Here is a 15,768-nt window from a genome sequence, read left to right on the forward strand (position 1 = left end):
CGAGCCGCGTCACGTCGAGCTCGATATCCCGCAGAAAGCGCGGCGGCACCTCGGGATCGGGGACATCAAGCAGCAGACTCGTGTCGAAGGCCGACGAGCATGCGCACGAAGTCGCAGAGCGCCGTGGAGCCACCGAGCCGCAGGATGAGCTGGAGGACGGCCTCGGCGTGGAGGTAGTGCTCCGACGGCAGGTAGGCGAACAGCGCGGGATCGCTGATGTCGATGGTCCGTCGCCACGCGTCGGCGCGCGCGCGCACCGACCAGATCGCCCGGAGCGCGGCGTCGGGCAGGCTCGCCAGGGTGTCGCGGAGCACGCCGTCCTCCACGTCCGGCTGTGCCAGGATCGCGCGCACCGCAGCATCGATCTCCGGCGCGAGGGTCGTGCGTTCGGCCTCGACCAGCGACGCCGCCTCGCTGGCCCACCTGCGGAGCCGCTGTTCGGGCGACATCTCCCCTCCCGCGCCCCCGGCATCGGGTTCGGCAGCGCTCGGCGAGGCGTCGTCTCCGCCCTCACACGCGGGCGACGACGCGCTGGCATGCACATCGAGCAAGGCGCGGACCTCGCGTGGCAAGGTCTTCTGCCGCCAGGATGTCCAATCGAAGAACTCCGCCCCTTCCTCCAGTGCCCAGCGCAAGGCCGGCTTCCACCGGGACGCCGGCAGCACGTCCCAAGCCGGATCCGGAATGGCCATCAACCGATCACCTGCCTGCGTCCTGCCGATCTGCCCCTCCGCGACGGCATCGAGCACCCGCCCGGCGAGCTCCACGACGCGCGCCGCCGGGACCAGCGGCATCACCGCGGCGATCGCCTCGACGCGATCCTCCTCGCTGAGGTGGTCGCACGTCTCCACCTCCGCCAACACCTCGTCCACAAGCGCCGCGCGCTGGTCGCCCTCGGCGAGCGATGCCGCGGTGAAGAGCCCTCTCAGACGCACGCGCCCACCGCGCTCCCGCACCTCGTCGAGGTAGAGCGAGAGGAGAACGCCGCGGGGCGCGCCGGCGGCGAGCCGCGCAGCGCGCCCCAGCGTGTAGAGGATCTCCACGTCGGCCGGCCGCTCACGGCGCGCGAGCACCGCCCGCAGGTGCTCGCGTTGCTCCTCGGGGGAGAACAGCTCGGCAAATCCAGGGGAGTCGTAGAGCTCCTCGCCACTCTGGAGCAGCGCCCGGGCGAGCCGGGCGCGTCGCTCGCCCTGGAGCGAGCGTACGAACTCGATTACAAGCGCCAGGTGGTCGCCGGCGGCGTAGTGCTCGGCGAATTCCAGCACCGATTCGAAGCCTCTGTCCGTGCGGATCCTATCGGCATGCTTCGGGCCGAAGAGCAGCTGTCCGAGCCGCGACTCCGCCGCTTCGACGGGGAGGGGCGCCCCACGCTCCTCGGCCTCCCTCACCGCCTGCGCCACCCGCTCGCCCAGCACCTCGCGCTCGCGCTCGGTGAGCGACGGTCCGTGATCCGCGGCCCAGTCCGCGACCCACTCGAGCGCGTCCGAAGCGGCGTCGCCGAGCGGCTCGATCCGGCGAAACGCCTCGTGGAACAGCGCCGACGCGCGCGGCTCTCCGAGATGCGCCGCGACGCGCAGGAGGGCGTCTGCCGCGGTGACCGGGTTGGCCTCACCGCGCGCGCACGCGATCGCCTCGTCCGCGAGCGCCGGGCACACCGCCACCGTGTCCGCGAGCGCCGCAGCCAGGTACCGGCTCGTTCGAGCGCGCTCCAGCGCGATCCGCGCGATCCGCGCGCGCGACTCGCCCGGAAGCTCTCGCGCCACGGGCAGCAGATCATCGACGTTGTCGAGCCCCTGGCACTCGGCCTCCGACGCCTCGAGCATCCCCGCGACCACGAACGCTTCTGCAGCGCGTTTGCGCGCCGAGAACCCGTAGAACGACCCGTCTTCCGCCTCCTTGGCCTCCAAGGCCGCGCGCAGCCGGACGATCTCGCCGCGCGCCCGCTCGCGATCTCGGGCCGGCACGAGCGGCAGCAAATCGCACCCCGCGAGGAACGCCACGACCGGCTCCGCCCCGGGGAGCCACGCCTCGAGCTCCGAGATGGCGCGCGTGATCGCCGCCTCGGAGAGATACGGCGCACAAGAGCGCAGCGCCTCGCCGCGGCGCGCACTCAGAGCGCGGATCGCGTCGAGCGCCGCGTCGTGCTGCCCGGCGCGCGCAAGGCGCACCGCGACCGCGGCCAGCGCCGCCTCGTCGGCGAACCACTCCGCGCCATCGCCGGGCTGCGGCTGCCGTACAAGCGCGAGCACGGCGCGAAGCGAGGCATCGGGAAACACCCGAAGGTGGTGGAAGACGAACACGTGACGGCCCACGAAGTCGATGCGCCGAAGCCCATCGATCGCTTCCTCCGCGCTCCACAGCCCGGTCTCCACCGCTTTCACACGCAGGCTGAACGGGACATCGTTTTCGGCCCAGTACGTGCGATCCACGATCTCCCTCGCCTGGAGCTGCCGCAGCATCGCCCCGGCGCGCGCTCGCTCGGAGTCGGCCTCTTCGAAGGACACATCCGCGAGGCGCCACTCGTCGAGCGAGCGTGCCAGCACATCTTTCCCGGGCGACGTCTCCATCAGCGACTCCGTCCCGCGCAGTTACTTCTTCTTGTGCTTGTTATGCTTGTCGCGCTGGCCGATGTAGTTGCCCTGATCATCATAGTAGCGATTGCCGCCAGAAGCCCCCCGGGTCGTCGCGCCGCGCAAATCGGCGTAGGAGAGGAGATTCCCGATCTCGTCATATCGGCGCTGAACCACCGCGCCCGCCGAGACGGCCTTATCGCGCTTGCCGTGCATCCCTTCCTCGCCTCCTCACTGCCTCACCGGCAGCTCCACCACGAAGCTCGCCCCCTCCCCCGGCGCGCTCTCCACCGTCACCGCCCCGCCGTGCGCCTCGACGACGCTCTTCACGATGGCCAGCCCCAGCCCCGTCCCGTCGCGGCCCTCGTCGGTCGTGAAGAACCTGTCGAAGATCCTCGGCAGGTGCTGCGGCGGCACCCCCGGCCCCCGGTCGCGCACCGAGATCCTCGCCGTCCTCTCGCCTTCCCGCCCCTCCCCGCCCTCGACGGTCACCACCACCGGCTCCCCCGGCGGCGAGAACTTCACCGCGTTGTCGACCAGGTTCAAGAGCGCCGTCTCCAGGTCCGTCTGCCGCGCCCGGAGCAGCCGTGTCCGCATCTCGTACCGCAGCAGCACCGGCTGCCCCGGGCCCGCGCGCCGCTCCACCACGCGCGCCACGAGCGCCTCCAGATCGAGCACCGTCATCGCCTCGCTCGAGGCCTCGATCCGGCTCAGCTCCAGCAGCCTCGACACGAGCCGGTCGAGCCGCGCCACGTCGAGCTCGATGTTCCGCAGGAAGCGCCGCCGCGCCTCGAGATCGTCCGCCGCCCCCTCGTCGAGCAGCTCGGCGGCGCCCCGGATCGACGTCAGCGGCGACTTGAACTCGTGCGCCACATCGGCCGCAAAATCCGAGATGTAGCGCAGCCGCGCCCCCAGCCGCTCGTTCATCGCGGCGAATGACTCGCCGAGCTCGCGGATCTCGCCGCTCCCGGACACGGGCACCACGACGTCGCGCTCGCCGGCCGCGATGCGCTTCGCCGCGCGCGACAGCTTGCCGAGCGGCCTCGAGATCGACCACGCGAGCGCCAGCGTGACGAGGCCCGTGAACACGCTCGCGACCACGAGGACCCGGATGAGCCCGGAGCGGATCCGGTGCAGCTCGACAAGCACCGGCTGCGTCGAGCGGACAACGTACACCGCGCCGAGCACCTCGCCGCCCCGCCGGATCGGCTCGGCCAGGAACAGGAACACCGCCAGCTCCTGCTGCCGGACACGCGTCCGCGCCGCGCGGCGCCCGGCGAGCGCCTCGCGCACCTCCGGACGATCCGGGACCTCGGACCAGCCCTCGCGCGCGCCCTTTCCGATCGGCCGCACGTTGTCGGCGAGCTCCCGGAAGTCCGCCGAGCTCGGGCGATGGCCGCGCGTCGGCATGAGCGCGGGGGCCGCTGGCTCGGGCCCCTCGGGCGGGCCGTTCTCGTGCGAGTCGGCGACGACAGCGCCCGCCCTGTCGAGGATCCGGACGCGCGTGCGCGTGAGCCTCGCGGCCTGGGTCAAGATGTCGCCGTGCTCGGGCGCGTCGAGCTCGATCCCTCGATCGAGATCCGACGCGAGCATCGCGGCGACCAGGACCGCCTGGTTCGCCATGTCGCGCTCCAGCGAGCCGAGGAGCTGCCGCTCGTAGAGGCGCGCGAACTCGAGCCCCGCCACCGGCACGAGCAGCACCACCAGGTTCACGACCAGCAGCCGGACGCGGATCCGGCCGAGCTCCCAGCGCAGGCGCTCGATCATCGTGGGGCCCGGCATCGCGGCCCGGCTACGCCCCCTGCAGCTTGTAGCCGACGCCGTGGACGGTGGCGATCGGATCGCCGCCAACCACCCGGAACTTCGCGCGAATCCGGCGAACGTGCGTGTCGATGGTGCGCTCCGTGATCAGGTTGTCGTAGCGGTAGGCGCGCTGCATGAGCTGCCCGCGCGAGAGCACCACCCCGGGCCGCTCGAGCAGTGCGCCGAGCACGCCGAGCTCCGTCGCCGTGAGCGACACCGGCTGGCCGAGGTACCGCGCCTCGTGACGCTCGGTGTCGACCTCGATCGGGCCGTGGCGGAGGACCGCGGCGCGCGCGCCGGCGGACGCCGGCGCGGGCGGGGGCGCCTCGGTCCGCCGGAGCAGCGCGCGCACCCGCGCCACGAGCTCCCGCGGCGAGAACGGCTTCGTGAGGTAGTCGTCGCCGCCGAGCTCCAGGCCGACGATCCGGTCGACCTCGTCGGCGCGCGCCGACAGGAACAGGATCGGCGTCCTGCTCCCGGCGCGCAGCCGCCGGCACACCTCGAGGCCGTCGAGCTCGGGGAGCATCACGTCCAGCACCACGAGGTCCACCGTGCCCGCCCCCGCCGCCTCGACGGCGGCGCGCCCGTCGGCCACCGCCGTCACGGCGTACCCCTCCTTTTGCAGGGCGTAGAGCAGCACCTCGCGGATGCGCGCCTCATCGTCGACGACCAGGATGTGCTTGCTCACGTCGCGATCGGTCCCTCTGTTCCGGCGCCGTGCGCGTCGATCGCCGCGCCGAGGCCCTCCACGCGCGCCCAGACCTCGGACACGATACCACCGACGCCCTCGACCGAGGATCCGGCGAAGCGCGCCAGCACGAGCTGCGTGCGCAGCGCCTGGACGAGATCCGCGAGCTCCTCGAGGGCGCGGGCGTCGCGGTCGCGCATCGCCCGCAGGCGCCGGATGTTCTCGAGGTGGAGGTGCGCCGTCGCCAGCGACCGCGCGCCCGCGCCGCCGCCGCCCCGCTCGATCTCCGCGACGCGCGCCGCGGCGGCGCCCTCGTCGAAGCCGCTCTGGCGCAGCAGCGCGTCGAGCTCCGCGTGGCGGGCGGCGGCGCGCGCCACCTCGGCCTCGATCCGCGAGGCCGCCTCGCGCGACAGGAGCGCCTCGAACGAGGTGCCAGCGCACGCGCTGACCCCCTCGCGCAGCGCGCCCTGGACGCGCGCGGCGGCATCGCCCGCGGCGCCGATCGCGCGCCCGCCGCCCTCCCCGCGGCCCGCCGTGAGCGCGACGGGCGCCCAGATGGGCCAGAGCGGCACGCAGAGCGCCGCGGAGAGGGCGGCGCGGCGGCGCCCCTCGGGCGAGGCGCGGTACACCGCGACGGCGCACGCGAGCCCGGCGATCAGGTACAGCACCGCGAGATCGCGGAGGCTCATTGCGCCTCCTTCACCCGGTCGCCGCGCTCGGCGCCCCGATCGAGGCCGTCCAGGCCCGCGCCGTCCGCCGGCGGGATCTCCCGCCGGGTCGCGCCGTCCGCCGGCGGGACCTCCCGCTGGGTCGCGCCGTCCGCCGACGGGACCTCCCGCTGGGTCGCGCCGTCCGCCGACGGGACCTCCCGCCGGGTCGCGCCGTCCGCCGGCGGGACCTCCCGCTGGGTCGCGCCGTCCGCCGGCGGGTCATCGACCGGAGCCACGCCATCGCGCGAGGGTCGCTCCCACGGGCGCAGCCCGTCGTGCGAGCGCAGATCGTCGTCGTAGATGAGCGCGGAGCGGAAGCTCGTGACGAGCGCGTCGGAGAAGCTCCCCTCGCGGGCGCGCAGGAACGGGACGTCCTTCTCGCTCGGCCGCCCGAGGTAGGGCCGGAGGATCCATGCGGCTTGACCGCCGACGGCGAAGAAGACGGCCATGAAGGCGACCGCGGTGAGCCAGCGGCCCGGACCCGCGCCGATGCCCCGCACGAGCACGCCGAGCGCCGCGAGGCCCGCGACGGCGTAGGCGAGCCAGGCCGCGACCGACGACGCGTGGTAGCCGAGCCCCACGTCGATGGCCAGCCAGAGCACGGGCGCGAACGCGAGCAGCACCAGCGACGAGCGGCCCGCCGACGCGAGGGCGAGCGCGATGACGGACCGCATGGGCCACGGGCGCCCGAGCACGGCCGAGAACGCGTGGAGCGCCGGGACCGAGAGCGCGAGCGTGATCAGCATCGCCAGCGGCACCTTGACGGCCGCAAAGACGATCTGCTCGCTGCCGCGGAAGCTCCCGATCACGCCGCCAAACACGGCCGAGCCGAGGGCAATCGCGCCGAGCGACGCGAGCGCGATGGCGCGGATGTCCCTGTCCTCACGGCAGCTCGCGGCCACCTCGGAGGGCGCCCGGAGGAGACGGCTCACGACGGAGGCGCTCACAGGACACCCCCCTTCAGGATCGGGAGCATCCCCCACCACACGCGCAGCGCGAGCACCACGGCGAACCCCGCGAACACGACGAGCGCCGCGGTCGACCGGGACACGCCGGCGAGACCGCCCTCGCGCTGGAGCACCGCGCCGAGGTCACGCAGCAGGATGCAGATGCCGACGGCGCCGCCCACCGCGAGGCCGAGCAGCCCCATGAGGGCCGCGGTCGCGTCCGCCCCGCTCGTCACGACGAAGAGCGCCGAGGCGGGCGCGAGGCCGCCGAGCACGAGGCCCGTCGCGGCCGCGGCGCGCGCCGTCGCCGAGAGCGCGCGCGGCGGGTCGAGCGGCGCGTCGAAGAGCGTCAGCACGATCGTGAGCGCCGGCACGCCGACGCACGCAACGGCGATCATCGCCGCAGGGACGCCGGCCGCGTGGCGGACGAACGACACGCCGCCCTGCCGCGCGCCGAGCGAGAGGCCGTACAGCGCCGCGAGGCCGACGCCGACGCCGAACCGGGACAGCTCGTCGCGGAGCGAGACCGAAGGCCGCTCCGCGAGGAGGGCGGCCGTCCAGCTGCGGTGTCCGGCGCCTGCGGTGAGCTCCACGGCGGGGCCGGGCACAGGGGCCGCGGGGGCGTCGTCTCGACGCTCCGCGGGATCTTTTGCGCCGGCGTCCGTGCCGGCCTCGGGCGATGACGTTACGGGGAGACAGGTAGCTTGCGCCTGCACAAGGACCTCCATCGGGGTGAGCGCTGCGCGGCCTGGTCACGGCCGCCGCAGACCTCCCTGGGCGTACCCCCCGGGTGAGGCGCACCCGCGCGCCCGACGAGGAACAGACGCGGAGAGGTTGTGGCGAAGACGTGGCGATGGCGCGCGCCCTCCGGAGCGCCCCGGGGCCGGGACCGCCGGCACCCGAGGAGCCCTCCACGGGAGGTCTCCCGCGACGGTCCACACACACATCACAGCCTCTGAGCGCCCGACTCCGGCGATCCATCGACATGTAGATCGGTGTGCGCCAAACCACACATTGCCGATTTGTACGCGACGGATCGATGCTTGGCGCGCGGCACTCGCGAGGGAGGAAGTAATGAAGATCGACCTGTTCACAGAGATGCAGAGTCCCCGTCCGTGGTCGGAGGACCACGAGCACAGGGTCATCATGAACACCCTCGAGCAGGCGAAGCTCGCCGATCGGCTCGGGTATGGCTGCTGGTGGCAGGTCGAGCACCATACGGCCGAGGAGTTCAGTTACTCGTCGGCGCCGGAGGTGATGCTCGCGGCGATCTCGCAGCACACGACGTCGATCCGGCTCGGGCACTCCTCGGTGCTGTCGCCGTTCCGGTTCAACCACCCCATCCGCGTCGCCGAGCGCGCGGCGATGCTCGATCACCTGAGCGGCGGTCGCCTGGAGCTCGGCCTGGCCCGCTCGACCATCCCGGAGTGGCGCACGTTCAACATCCCTCCGGACCGGACGCGCGATCAGATGCAGCAGGCGTTCGAGATGATCCCGAAGATGTGGACGCAGGAGCGGTTCTCCTGGAAGAGCGAGGACGCCGAGATCAACAACGTCCCCATCATCCCGAAGCCGTACCAGAAGCCCCACCCGCCCCTCTGGCAGGCCTGCTCGAGCCTCGCCTCGTTCGAGCAGGCCGGGCGCAACGGGGTCGGCGCGCTCGGCGTCACGCTGTGGGCGCCGCCCGAGCAGGTGAAGGAGTGGATCGGCATCTACCGCGAGGCCATCCGCCGGTGTGAGCGACCCGTGGGCGCGTTCATCAACAACCAGGTCGGGTTCTTCACGTTCGCTCATTGCGCCGAGACGGACCAGCAGGCCATGGAGAACGGCGCCGCCTCCGCGGCCGCGTGGTACACGAACGGGTCCTTCACGTTCTTCGAGGCGAAGGAGCACTTCCTGCGGACCCACGCCGAGGAGCAGGCGCTGGCCAAGGACCCGGCGGGCGGCGGCCTCGTGGGCCAGCTCCTGCGCGACCGCGCGGGGAAGACGCCGGCCGAGACCAAGGCCAACGCGGTCCTCGCCCGCATCATGCAGAACGAAGAGGTCCCGAACGAGGAGGTGTTCGACGCCCTGAAGGAGCAGAACTCGCTCATCGTCGGCAGCCCGGAGACGTGCCGGCAGAAGATCAAATTCTACCAGGACCTCGGCATCGATCGCCTGCTGAGCTTCCAGCAGGTCGGGCGCCTTTCGCACGAGCAGGTCATGAGCAGCATTCGCCAGATCGGCAAGCTCATCCCCGAGTTCGACAAGCCCTAGTTCCGTGAATCAGAAATCCCGTCTCGACGCCGTGGCCGCGCCGCATCACGGACACGGAGCGAGATCGGGCGGATATCCACTACGGAGAGGGCGCGGAAACAGCTAATCATCGCTGTTTTATGCATCATCGAGCTCTCCCACTTTTTGTTCCAAATGGGTGGATTGAGGGTTCCGCCGCCCGCCTTTCTCGACCTTGTCGTTGATCCTCCAGGCGCGGAAGTGGGCACCGTCCACGACGACGACGACGAGCGAGCACTTCCGTGCGCTGCGGCACGAGAGCTCGGTCGAGCGGTGGGCGGCGACGACGTGACGTTCACGAGCCAGCATGCGGGGCAGGTCCTGCCGCGATCTCATGAGCAGGGTGGCCCCGGTGCGGGACGTGGCGCGCGCTGGTTCGCGGAGGAGGACGGATGATGTCCGGCGCCTCGCCTGCTCAAGGCGATGGCGATGCGCACCGATCATGGCAGCATGCGTCGCAATGACCCGTAGCAGGGCTCCTGCGGACACCACCATTCCCGTCTCGTCCGATCCCGGGGCGTCGTCCCGTTACGCCATCATCGAGTTCCTCTGCGAGGGTTCAGACACCCTTCTTTACCGCGGTGTACGCGAGGGCGACGGCCTTCCCGTGGTGCTCAAGGTCCTCCGGCGCGATCACGCGAGCCCTCGCGCCCCGGAGCGGCTGCGTCACGAGTACGAGATTGCTCGGGCGCTCGAGAGCACGGCGATCGTCAAGCCCTATGCGCTCGCGATGCTCGGCGATCAGCCGGCGCTGGTCCTGGAGGATTTCGGCGGCGTGTCGCTCGATCGGCTCCTGGAAGGGCCGATGCCGATCGAGCGCTTCTTCCCGCTCGCCGTCCGCCTGGTGGAGGCGCTCGCCGAGGTGCACCGCCATGGCGTCGTCCACAAGGACATCAAGCCTCAGAACCTGCTCCTCAACCCCGCCACCGGCGAAGTGAAAATCACCGATCTGGGGATTGCGTCCCGGATACCCCGCGAGCTCCAGCACCTCGAGCACGTCGGGCTCATCGAGGGGACCCTGGCCTACATGGCCCCGGAGCAGACAGGCCGGATGAACCGCTGGATCGACGAGCGGACCGATCTCTACTCCCTCGGCGTCGTCTTGTACGAGATGCTGGCGGGCGCTCTGCCGTTCCGGGCCAGCGATCCCGTCGCGTGGGTCTATTGCCACATTGCCCAGAAGCCGGTCCCGCCGCACGCGCTCGTCCCGTCGATTCCCCCGCCCCTGTCCGCGGTCGTGCTCAAGCTGCTCTCCAAGGCCGCCGAGGACCGGTACCAGAGCGCGGCGGGCCTGCGGCACGATCTGGACGAGTGCTTCGCCCGGTGGCGGACGAGCGGCGCCATTCAGCCCTTCGCGCTCGGTCAGCGCGACGTCTCCGACCGGTTCCAGGTCCCGCAGCGGCTGTACAGCCGCGAGCGCGAGGTGGAGGCGCTGCTCGGCGCGTTCGAGCGGGTGGTGGCGCAGAGCCGGCCAGAGCTCGTGCTCGTATCGGGCTATGCGGGCATTGGGAAATCGTCGCTCGTCGCCGAGCTGCACCGGCCGATCGTGAGGGAGCGGGGGTTCTTCCTCTCCGGCAAGTTCGATCAAACCGCGAGGGACGTCCCCTATCGCGCTTTCCTTCAGGCGTTCCGGGCGCTCTTTCAGGAGATCCTCAGCGCGAACGAGGAGCAGGTCGAGCGCTGGAGACAGCGTTTCCGGGAGGCCCTCGGCCCGAACGGGAGGCTGCTCGCCGACGTGCTCCCCGAGCTCGGGCTGCTCCTCGGCCCGCAGCCGCCCGTGCCCGAGCTTCCGCCCACCGAGGCCCAGAGCCGGCTGCTCGCGACGCTCCAGCGCTTCGTCGCGGCGTGCGCCCAGAAGGAGCACCCCGTGGCGCTCTTCCTCGACGATCTGCAGTGGGCCGACGCGGCCAGCCTCCAGCTGCTCGCGCAGCTCGCCACGTACGCTGGGCCCGCGCACCTGCTGCTGATCGGCGCCTACCGCGACAACGAGGTCGGCCCCGCGCACCCGCTGCGGCTCACGCTGGCCGAAGCGCGCAAGCGCGGCGCCGCCGTCTCCGAGCTCGTCCTCGAGCCGCTCTCCGCCGCCCACGTCGCGGCGCTCGTCGCCGAGGCGGTCCACGCGCCGCACACGCCCGCAGAGCAGGTCGAGCCGCTCTCGCAGCTGGTCTACGAGAAGACGGGCGGAAACCCGTTCTTCGTGCTCCAGTTCCTGATCGCGCTGCACCAGGAGGGGCTCATCACCTTCGACGCGGAGCAGGGCAGGTGGCGGTGGGACATCGCCGCGATCCGCGACAAGGGGTTCACCGACAACGTCGTCGAGCTGATGGCGGCCAAGCTCAAGCGGCTCTCGGTCCCAACGCGGGACGCGCTCACGCTCGCCGCGTGCCTCGGCAGCAGCGTGCAGCTCGACACGCTCGCGGTGGTCGCGGACCGTCCGGCGGCGGAGCTCCGCGACGCGCTCGAGGAGGCCGTGCGGGAGGGGCTGCTGCTCCGCCGGGGCGACGCCTATCGCTTCCTCCATGACCGGGTGCAGCAAGCCGCTTATTCGCTCATCCCGGAGGGACGGCTCGCCGAGATGCATCTGGGGATCGGGCGGCTGCTCCTCAGGGCGCAGCGCGCGGACGAGCGCGACGAGGCGCTCTTCGACGTCGTCGGTCACCTCAACCGCGGCGCCGCACTCCTGCATTCCCAGGCGCAGCGGGACGAGCTCGCCGCGCTGAACCTGCGCGCCGGCCGGAAGGCCAAGGCCGCCGCGGCCTACGAGGCCGCCGCCGCGCTCTTCGCCGCGGGCCTTTCGCTGCTCGCGCCGGACTCTTGGGAGACGCAACACGAGCTGACCTACGCCCTGACCTTCGAGCGCGCGCACGTCGCGTACATCACCGGCGGCTTCGACGAGGCCGAGCGACTCCTGGAAGAGCTCATGGAGCGCGCGAGGACCCGGCGCGAGACGGCCGCCGCCGTCGAGCTCGCCGTCGCCTTCTACCTGACCCGCGGGCAGGGCGACCGCGCGGTGGAGATCGGGCTCTCGTGGCTCCGCGCCTGCGACATCGATCTGCCGCTACATCCCTCAGGCGCACAGATTGACGAGGAGACCGAGAGGGTCTGGCAGGCCCTGGGCGACCGGGCCATCGAGGACCTGATCCATCTGCCCCCCATGACGCACCCGGAGATCAAGCTCACGATGGGCGTGCTGCAGGCTGTGGCCGCCGCTGCGTTCTTCGTGGACGCGGACCTGCACGTTCTCATCGTCCTGCGCATGGTCCAGCTCAGCCTGCGCCACGGCAACGCCGAGAGCTCCGCTTACGCGTACACCGCCTTCGCGTGGATGATCGGCCCGAGGTTCGGGCGATACCAGGAGGGCTACCTGTTTGGGAAGCTCGGCCACGACCTGGCGGACAGGAGCAGTCTTCTCACCACGAAATCGGTGGTGTTCATGATCTTCGGACAGCATGTCGTCTTCTGGACACGCCACTACCGAGAGACGTATCCGTACGCGCGCGCCGGCTTCAGCGCCGCGGTCGAGTCCGGTGATCTGAACATGGCGTGCTTGAACTGCATGTGGGCCCCGCTGTTGCGGCTGCTCTCTGGCGAGCCGCTGGAGGACGTGCTTCGCGAGGTCGAAGAGCGCCTCGGCTTCGTGCGCAGGGCCGGTTACGCGTTCCCGCACAGCGCCCTCGTCGGCGCCCACGCCATGATCCAGACGCTGCGAGGAAGGCCGGTCCGCTTCTCGATGCTGGATGGATGCGAGCTGGATCTGCCGGCCTTCGAGGCGCGGTTGGACGAGGGGGATCTGCAGGGCGTTCGCAGCTTCTATTACAGCTTGAAGGCCCAGGCGCTCTTCGTGCTCGGCTCTCCCAGGGAGGCGTCCGCAGTGGCGACCTGCGTGATGGTCGAGCACCCCTTTAGGACCGAGCCGCTCCCGCCCATCGCCGAGAACTTCTACTATCTCGCGCTCTCGCTCGCGGCCCTCTTCGACGAGACGCACGAGGCGGGGCCCTCCCCGCAGCGGGCGCTCCCCGAACGGCTCCTCGAGTGCGAGCGGCAGCTCGGCGAGTGGGCCAGGAACGGCCCCGACAACTTCCTCCACAAGCACGCCCTGGTCCGCGCCGAGATCGCCCGGCTCCGCGGGCAGGACCTGGAGGCCATCGGGCTCTACGAGCAGGCCATCGCGGCGGCGCGGGAGGGCGGCTTCGTCCAGCACGAGGCCATGGCCTGCGAGCTCGCCGCGGCGTTCTACCGCGCGCGTGGCCTCTCCACGTCCGAAGGCGCCCACCTGCGAGAGGCCCGCGCCGCCTACTTCACGTGGGGCGCCCACGCCAAGGTGGAGCAGCTCGATCAGCGCTACCCCCACCTGGCCCCGCGCAAGCCGATCGCCCCCACGGTCACCTTCGCCGTACGGGCCGAGCAGTTCGACGTCCTGCCGGTGGTCAAGGCGTCGCAGAGCATCTCCGGCGAGCTCAAGCTCCCGCGGCTGCTCGAGACGCTGCTGCGCATCGTGGTCGAGCACGCGGGCGCCGAGGAGGGCTGCGTCCTCCTGGTCCGGGATGAACACCTGTGGACGGCGGCGATCGAGACGCCGGGGGGTGAGGCGCGGCTGCTCGATGCAGGCGAGGCCGCGGCGGCCGCGCTGCCGCGGTCCGTCCTCAACTACGTTCGCCGGAGCCGCGAGCGCGTGCTGCTCGACGACGCCGCCGCCCGGCACCCCTTCCTGGAGGACGAGTATTTCCGGCGCAAGCGCCCGAGATCGGTGCTGTGCCTGCCGATCCTGCGCGAGGCCCGGCTGCTCGGCCTGCTCTACCTGGAGAACAACCTCGTCTCCGGCGCCTTCACCCCCGGCCGGCTCAGCGTCATCGAGCTGCTCGCCTCGCAATCAGCCATCTCGCTGGAGAACGCCCTGCTCTATACCGAGGTGGAGCAGGAGAACGCCGAGCGGCGGCGCGCGGAACAGGCGCTCAAGGCCAATCAGGAGATGCTCCAGGCCGTCGTCGACAACTCGGCGGCGGCCATCTACGTCAAGGATCGCGACGGCCGACATCTGCTCGCCAACCGGCACGTGGGCAACCTCCTGGGCGTGCCGAGCGAGAAGATCCTCGGAAGGACTGTCGCCGCTTTCTTCCCTGCTCCGATGGCCGAGGCCATCCAAGACCACGACCGGAAGGTGATCGAGGCGGGCGTGCCGATGGAGTGGGAGGAGACGGTGCCGCTGGAGGACGGGCCGCACACGTTCCTGTCGGTCAAATTCCCTCTCGGCGAGGGGCCCGCGCCCCGCGCGATCGGCGGCATCTCCACCGACATCACCGAGCGCAAGCGGACCGAGCAGGCCGTGCGCTTCCTGGCCGAGGCGAGCTGCAAGCTGATGACGCTGGGCTACGGCGCGACATTCGAGAGCGTGGCGCAGCTCCCGGTGCCGGAGCTGTCGGATCAGTGCGTCATCGAGGTGCTCTTCGAGGGCAGGACGCCGGGCTGGACGGTCGCGGCAGGGGTGCCCAGCGAGCAGCTCGACGCGCTGAAGGACGCGCTGCGCGTTCTGGCGGAGGCGTTGCCGGCCGGCTCCGAGGGAGAAGAGGGCCGCGTCACGACGCTGCTACAGCGGGTGGGTTCGCTCGACCCGCGGGTCAGGCATCTCTGGGAGCAGCTCGGCGTTCATGAGTTCCTGCGGGTTCCGCTGGCCGCGCGCGACCGGTACTTCGGCGTCATGACCCTGCTGGCGACCGCGCCCGAGCGCCGTTATGGCCCCGCTGAGCTGCGGCTGGCCGAGGAGCTGGGGTGCCGCGCGGCGCTCGTGCTCGACAACGCCCGACTGTATACCGACGCCCAGGAGGCGATCCAGCGGCGGGACGAGTTCCTCGTCGTCGCGTCTCACGAGCTCAGAACCCCGCTGACGTCGCTGCAGATGCAGGTGCAGGCGGTCGAGCGCCAGCTGCGCCGCCGCTCGCTCGCGGACGTCCCCCCGGAGCGGATCGAGTCAATGTTCCAGATCCTCGGTCGCCAGACGTCGCGGCTCGGGCGCCTGGTCGACGAGCTGCTCGACGTCACGCGGCTGAACGCCGGGCAGCTGGCGCTCGCGCGCGCGGAGGTCGATCTGGCGGCGCTGGCGAGCGAGGTCGTCGAGCGGATGCGGCCGCAGCTCGCGGCGTCCCACTGCCGGACGCAGCTCGAGCTGGAGGAGCCCGTGGTCGGGTGCTGGGATCCGTCTCGCATAGAGCAGGTCATCATCAATCTCCTATCGAACGCGATGAAGTACGGCGCAGGCAGGCCTATCTTCGTCGGCGCGCGGCGGCAGGCCGATCGCGCGCTGCTCGTCATCCGGGATGAAGGGATCGGGATCGGGGCGGCCGATCAGGGCAGGATCTTCGAGCGCTTCGAGCGCGCGGTGTCGGTGCGCAACTTCGGCGGCCTCGGCCTCGGGCTCTACATCGCACGCTCGATCGTGGCGTCGCACGGCGGATCCATCCGGGTGGAAAGCAAGCCGGGCGCCGGCGCGACGTTCGTGGTGGAGCTCCCGCTGAGCCCACCGGAGGCGGACGAGCGCGGCGTCGCGCTGGCCTAGTACTACAGCCGCACGTCGCCGAATCTCCGCGGGACTCGATGAGCGGCCGGACGATCATGACGCTTGGCTTGTCCGCACACTGGTGGAGCCCAGCTCGTTCGGCGCTCACCGACGTGCGGCTGTAGTACTAGTACTACAGCCGCACCTCGACATCGATCCAGGTTGGACCCAGGATCCGCCCATGGATCCGGGGGCGAGCGAGCTGCCAGCCGCGTTGGCGTGAGAC

At 71.5% G+C, this 15,768-nt stretch carries 10 protein-coding genes; 2 read left to right on the forward strand and 8 right to left on the reverse strand.

Annotated features, from left to right (window positions below):
• Positions 1–65 precede the first annotated feature (65 nt).
• Genes WMF39_RS26560 through WMF39_RS26590 form a run of 7 tightly spaced genes read right to left on the reverse strand, consistent with a single transcriptional unit; the run spans position 66 to position 7,311 of the window.
• On the reverse strand, positions 66–2,567 hold the full coding sequence (locus WMF39_RS26560) for a hypothetical protein (RefSeq protein WP_437739279.1): 2,502 nt from the start codon (positions 2,565–2,567) through the stop codon (positions 66–68).
• Positions 2,568–2,588: 21 nt separating this feature from the next.
• Positions 2,589–2,786 (reverse strand): hypothetical protein, encoded by a 198-nt coding sequence (locus WMF39_RS26565; RefSeq protein WP_437739280.1) that lies wholly within the window; start codon positions 2,784–2,786, stop codon positions 2,589–2,591.
• A 15-nt stretch (positions 2,787–2,801) separates the two neighbouring features.
• Positions 2,802–4,352, reverse strand: a complete 1,551-nt coding sequence (locus tag WMF39_RS26570; protein WP_437739281.1) for a sensor histidine kinase — start codon at positions 4,350–4,352, stop codon at positions 2,802–2,804.
• Between the two features lie 10 nt (positions 4,353–4,362).
• Positions 4,363–5,061: a response regulator gene (locus tag WMF39_RS26575; RefSeq protein WP_437739282.1), complete on the reverse strand. Its 699-nt coding sequence runs from the start codon at positions 5,059–5,061 to the stop codon at positions 4,363–4,365.
• A complete protein-coding gene (locus tag WMF39_RS26580; RefSeq protein ID WP_437739283.1) occupies positions 5,058–5,750 on the reverse strand; it encodes a hypothetical protein in 693 nt (230 codons plus the stop codon). The genes WMF39_RS26575 and WMF39_RS26580 overlap by 4 nt, the downstream gene beginning before the upstream one ends.
• The gene (locus WMF39_RS26585) at positions 5,747–6,718 is read right to left on the reverse strand and encodes a hypothetical protein (protein ID WP_437739284.1); all 972 of its coding nucleotides are present in this window, start codon (positions 6,716–6,718) and stop codon (positions 5,747–5,749) included. Before WMF39_RS26585 ends, WMF39_RS26580 begins: the two co-directional genes overlap by 4 nt.
• Positions 6,715–7,311 carry a hypothetical protein gene (locus WMF39_RS26590; RefSeq protein WP_437739285.1) on the reverse strand — a complete coding sequence of 199 codons (597 nt, stop codon included), beginning with the start codon at positions 7,309–7,311 and terminating at the stop codon, positions 6,715–6,717. Before WMF39_RS26590 ends, WMF39_RS26585 begins: the two co-directional genes overlap by 4 nt.
• A 481-nt stretch (positions 7,312–7,792) precedes the next feature.
• Between WMF39_RS26590 and WMF39_RS26595 the strand changes: the two genes are divergently transcribed.
• Positions 7,793–8,974, forward strand: coding sequence for an LLM class flavin-dependent oxidoreductase (locus WMF39_RS26595; protein ID WP_437739286.1), 1,182 nt, complete (start codon positions 7,793–7,795; stop codon positions 8,972–8,974).
• A gap of 117 nt (positions 8,975–9,091) precedes the next feature.
• Here WMF39_RS26595 and WMF39_RS26600 read toward each other — a convergent pair whose 3' ends face one another.
• Positions 9,092–9,301, reverse strand: a complete 210-nt coding sequence (locus tag WMF39_RS26600) for a hypothetical protein (protein WP_437739287.1) — start codon at positions 9,299–9,301, stop codon at positions 9,092–9,094.
• A gap of 151 nt (positions 9,302–9,452) precedes the next feature.
• On the opposite strand from WMF39_RS26600, the gene WMF39_RS26605 reads away from it, so the two are divergent.
• Positions 9,453–15,542 (forward strand): AAA family ATPase, encoded by a 6,090-nt coding sequence (locus WMF39_RS26605; RefSeq protein ID WP_437739288.1) that lies wholly within the window; start codon positions 9,453–9,455, stop codon positions 15,540–15,542.
• Positions 15,543–15,768 lie beyond the last annotated feature (226 nt).

The organism is Sorangium sp. So ce1504 (genome assembly GCF_051521635.1).
Lineage (GTDB): Bacteria > Myxococcota_A > Polyangia > Polyangiales > Polyangiaceae > Sorangium > Sorangium cellulosum_B.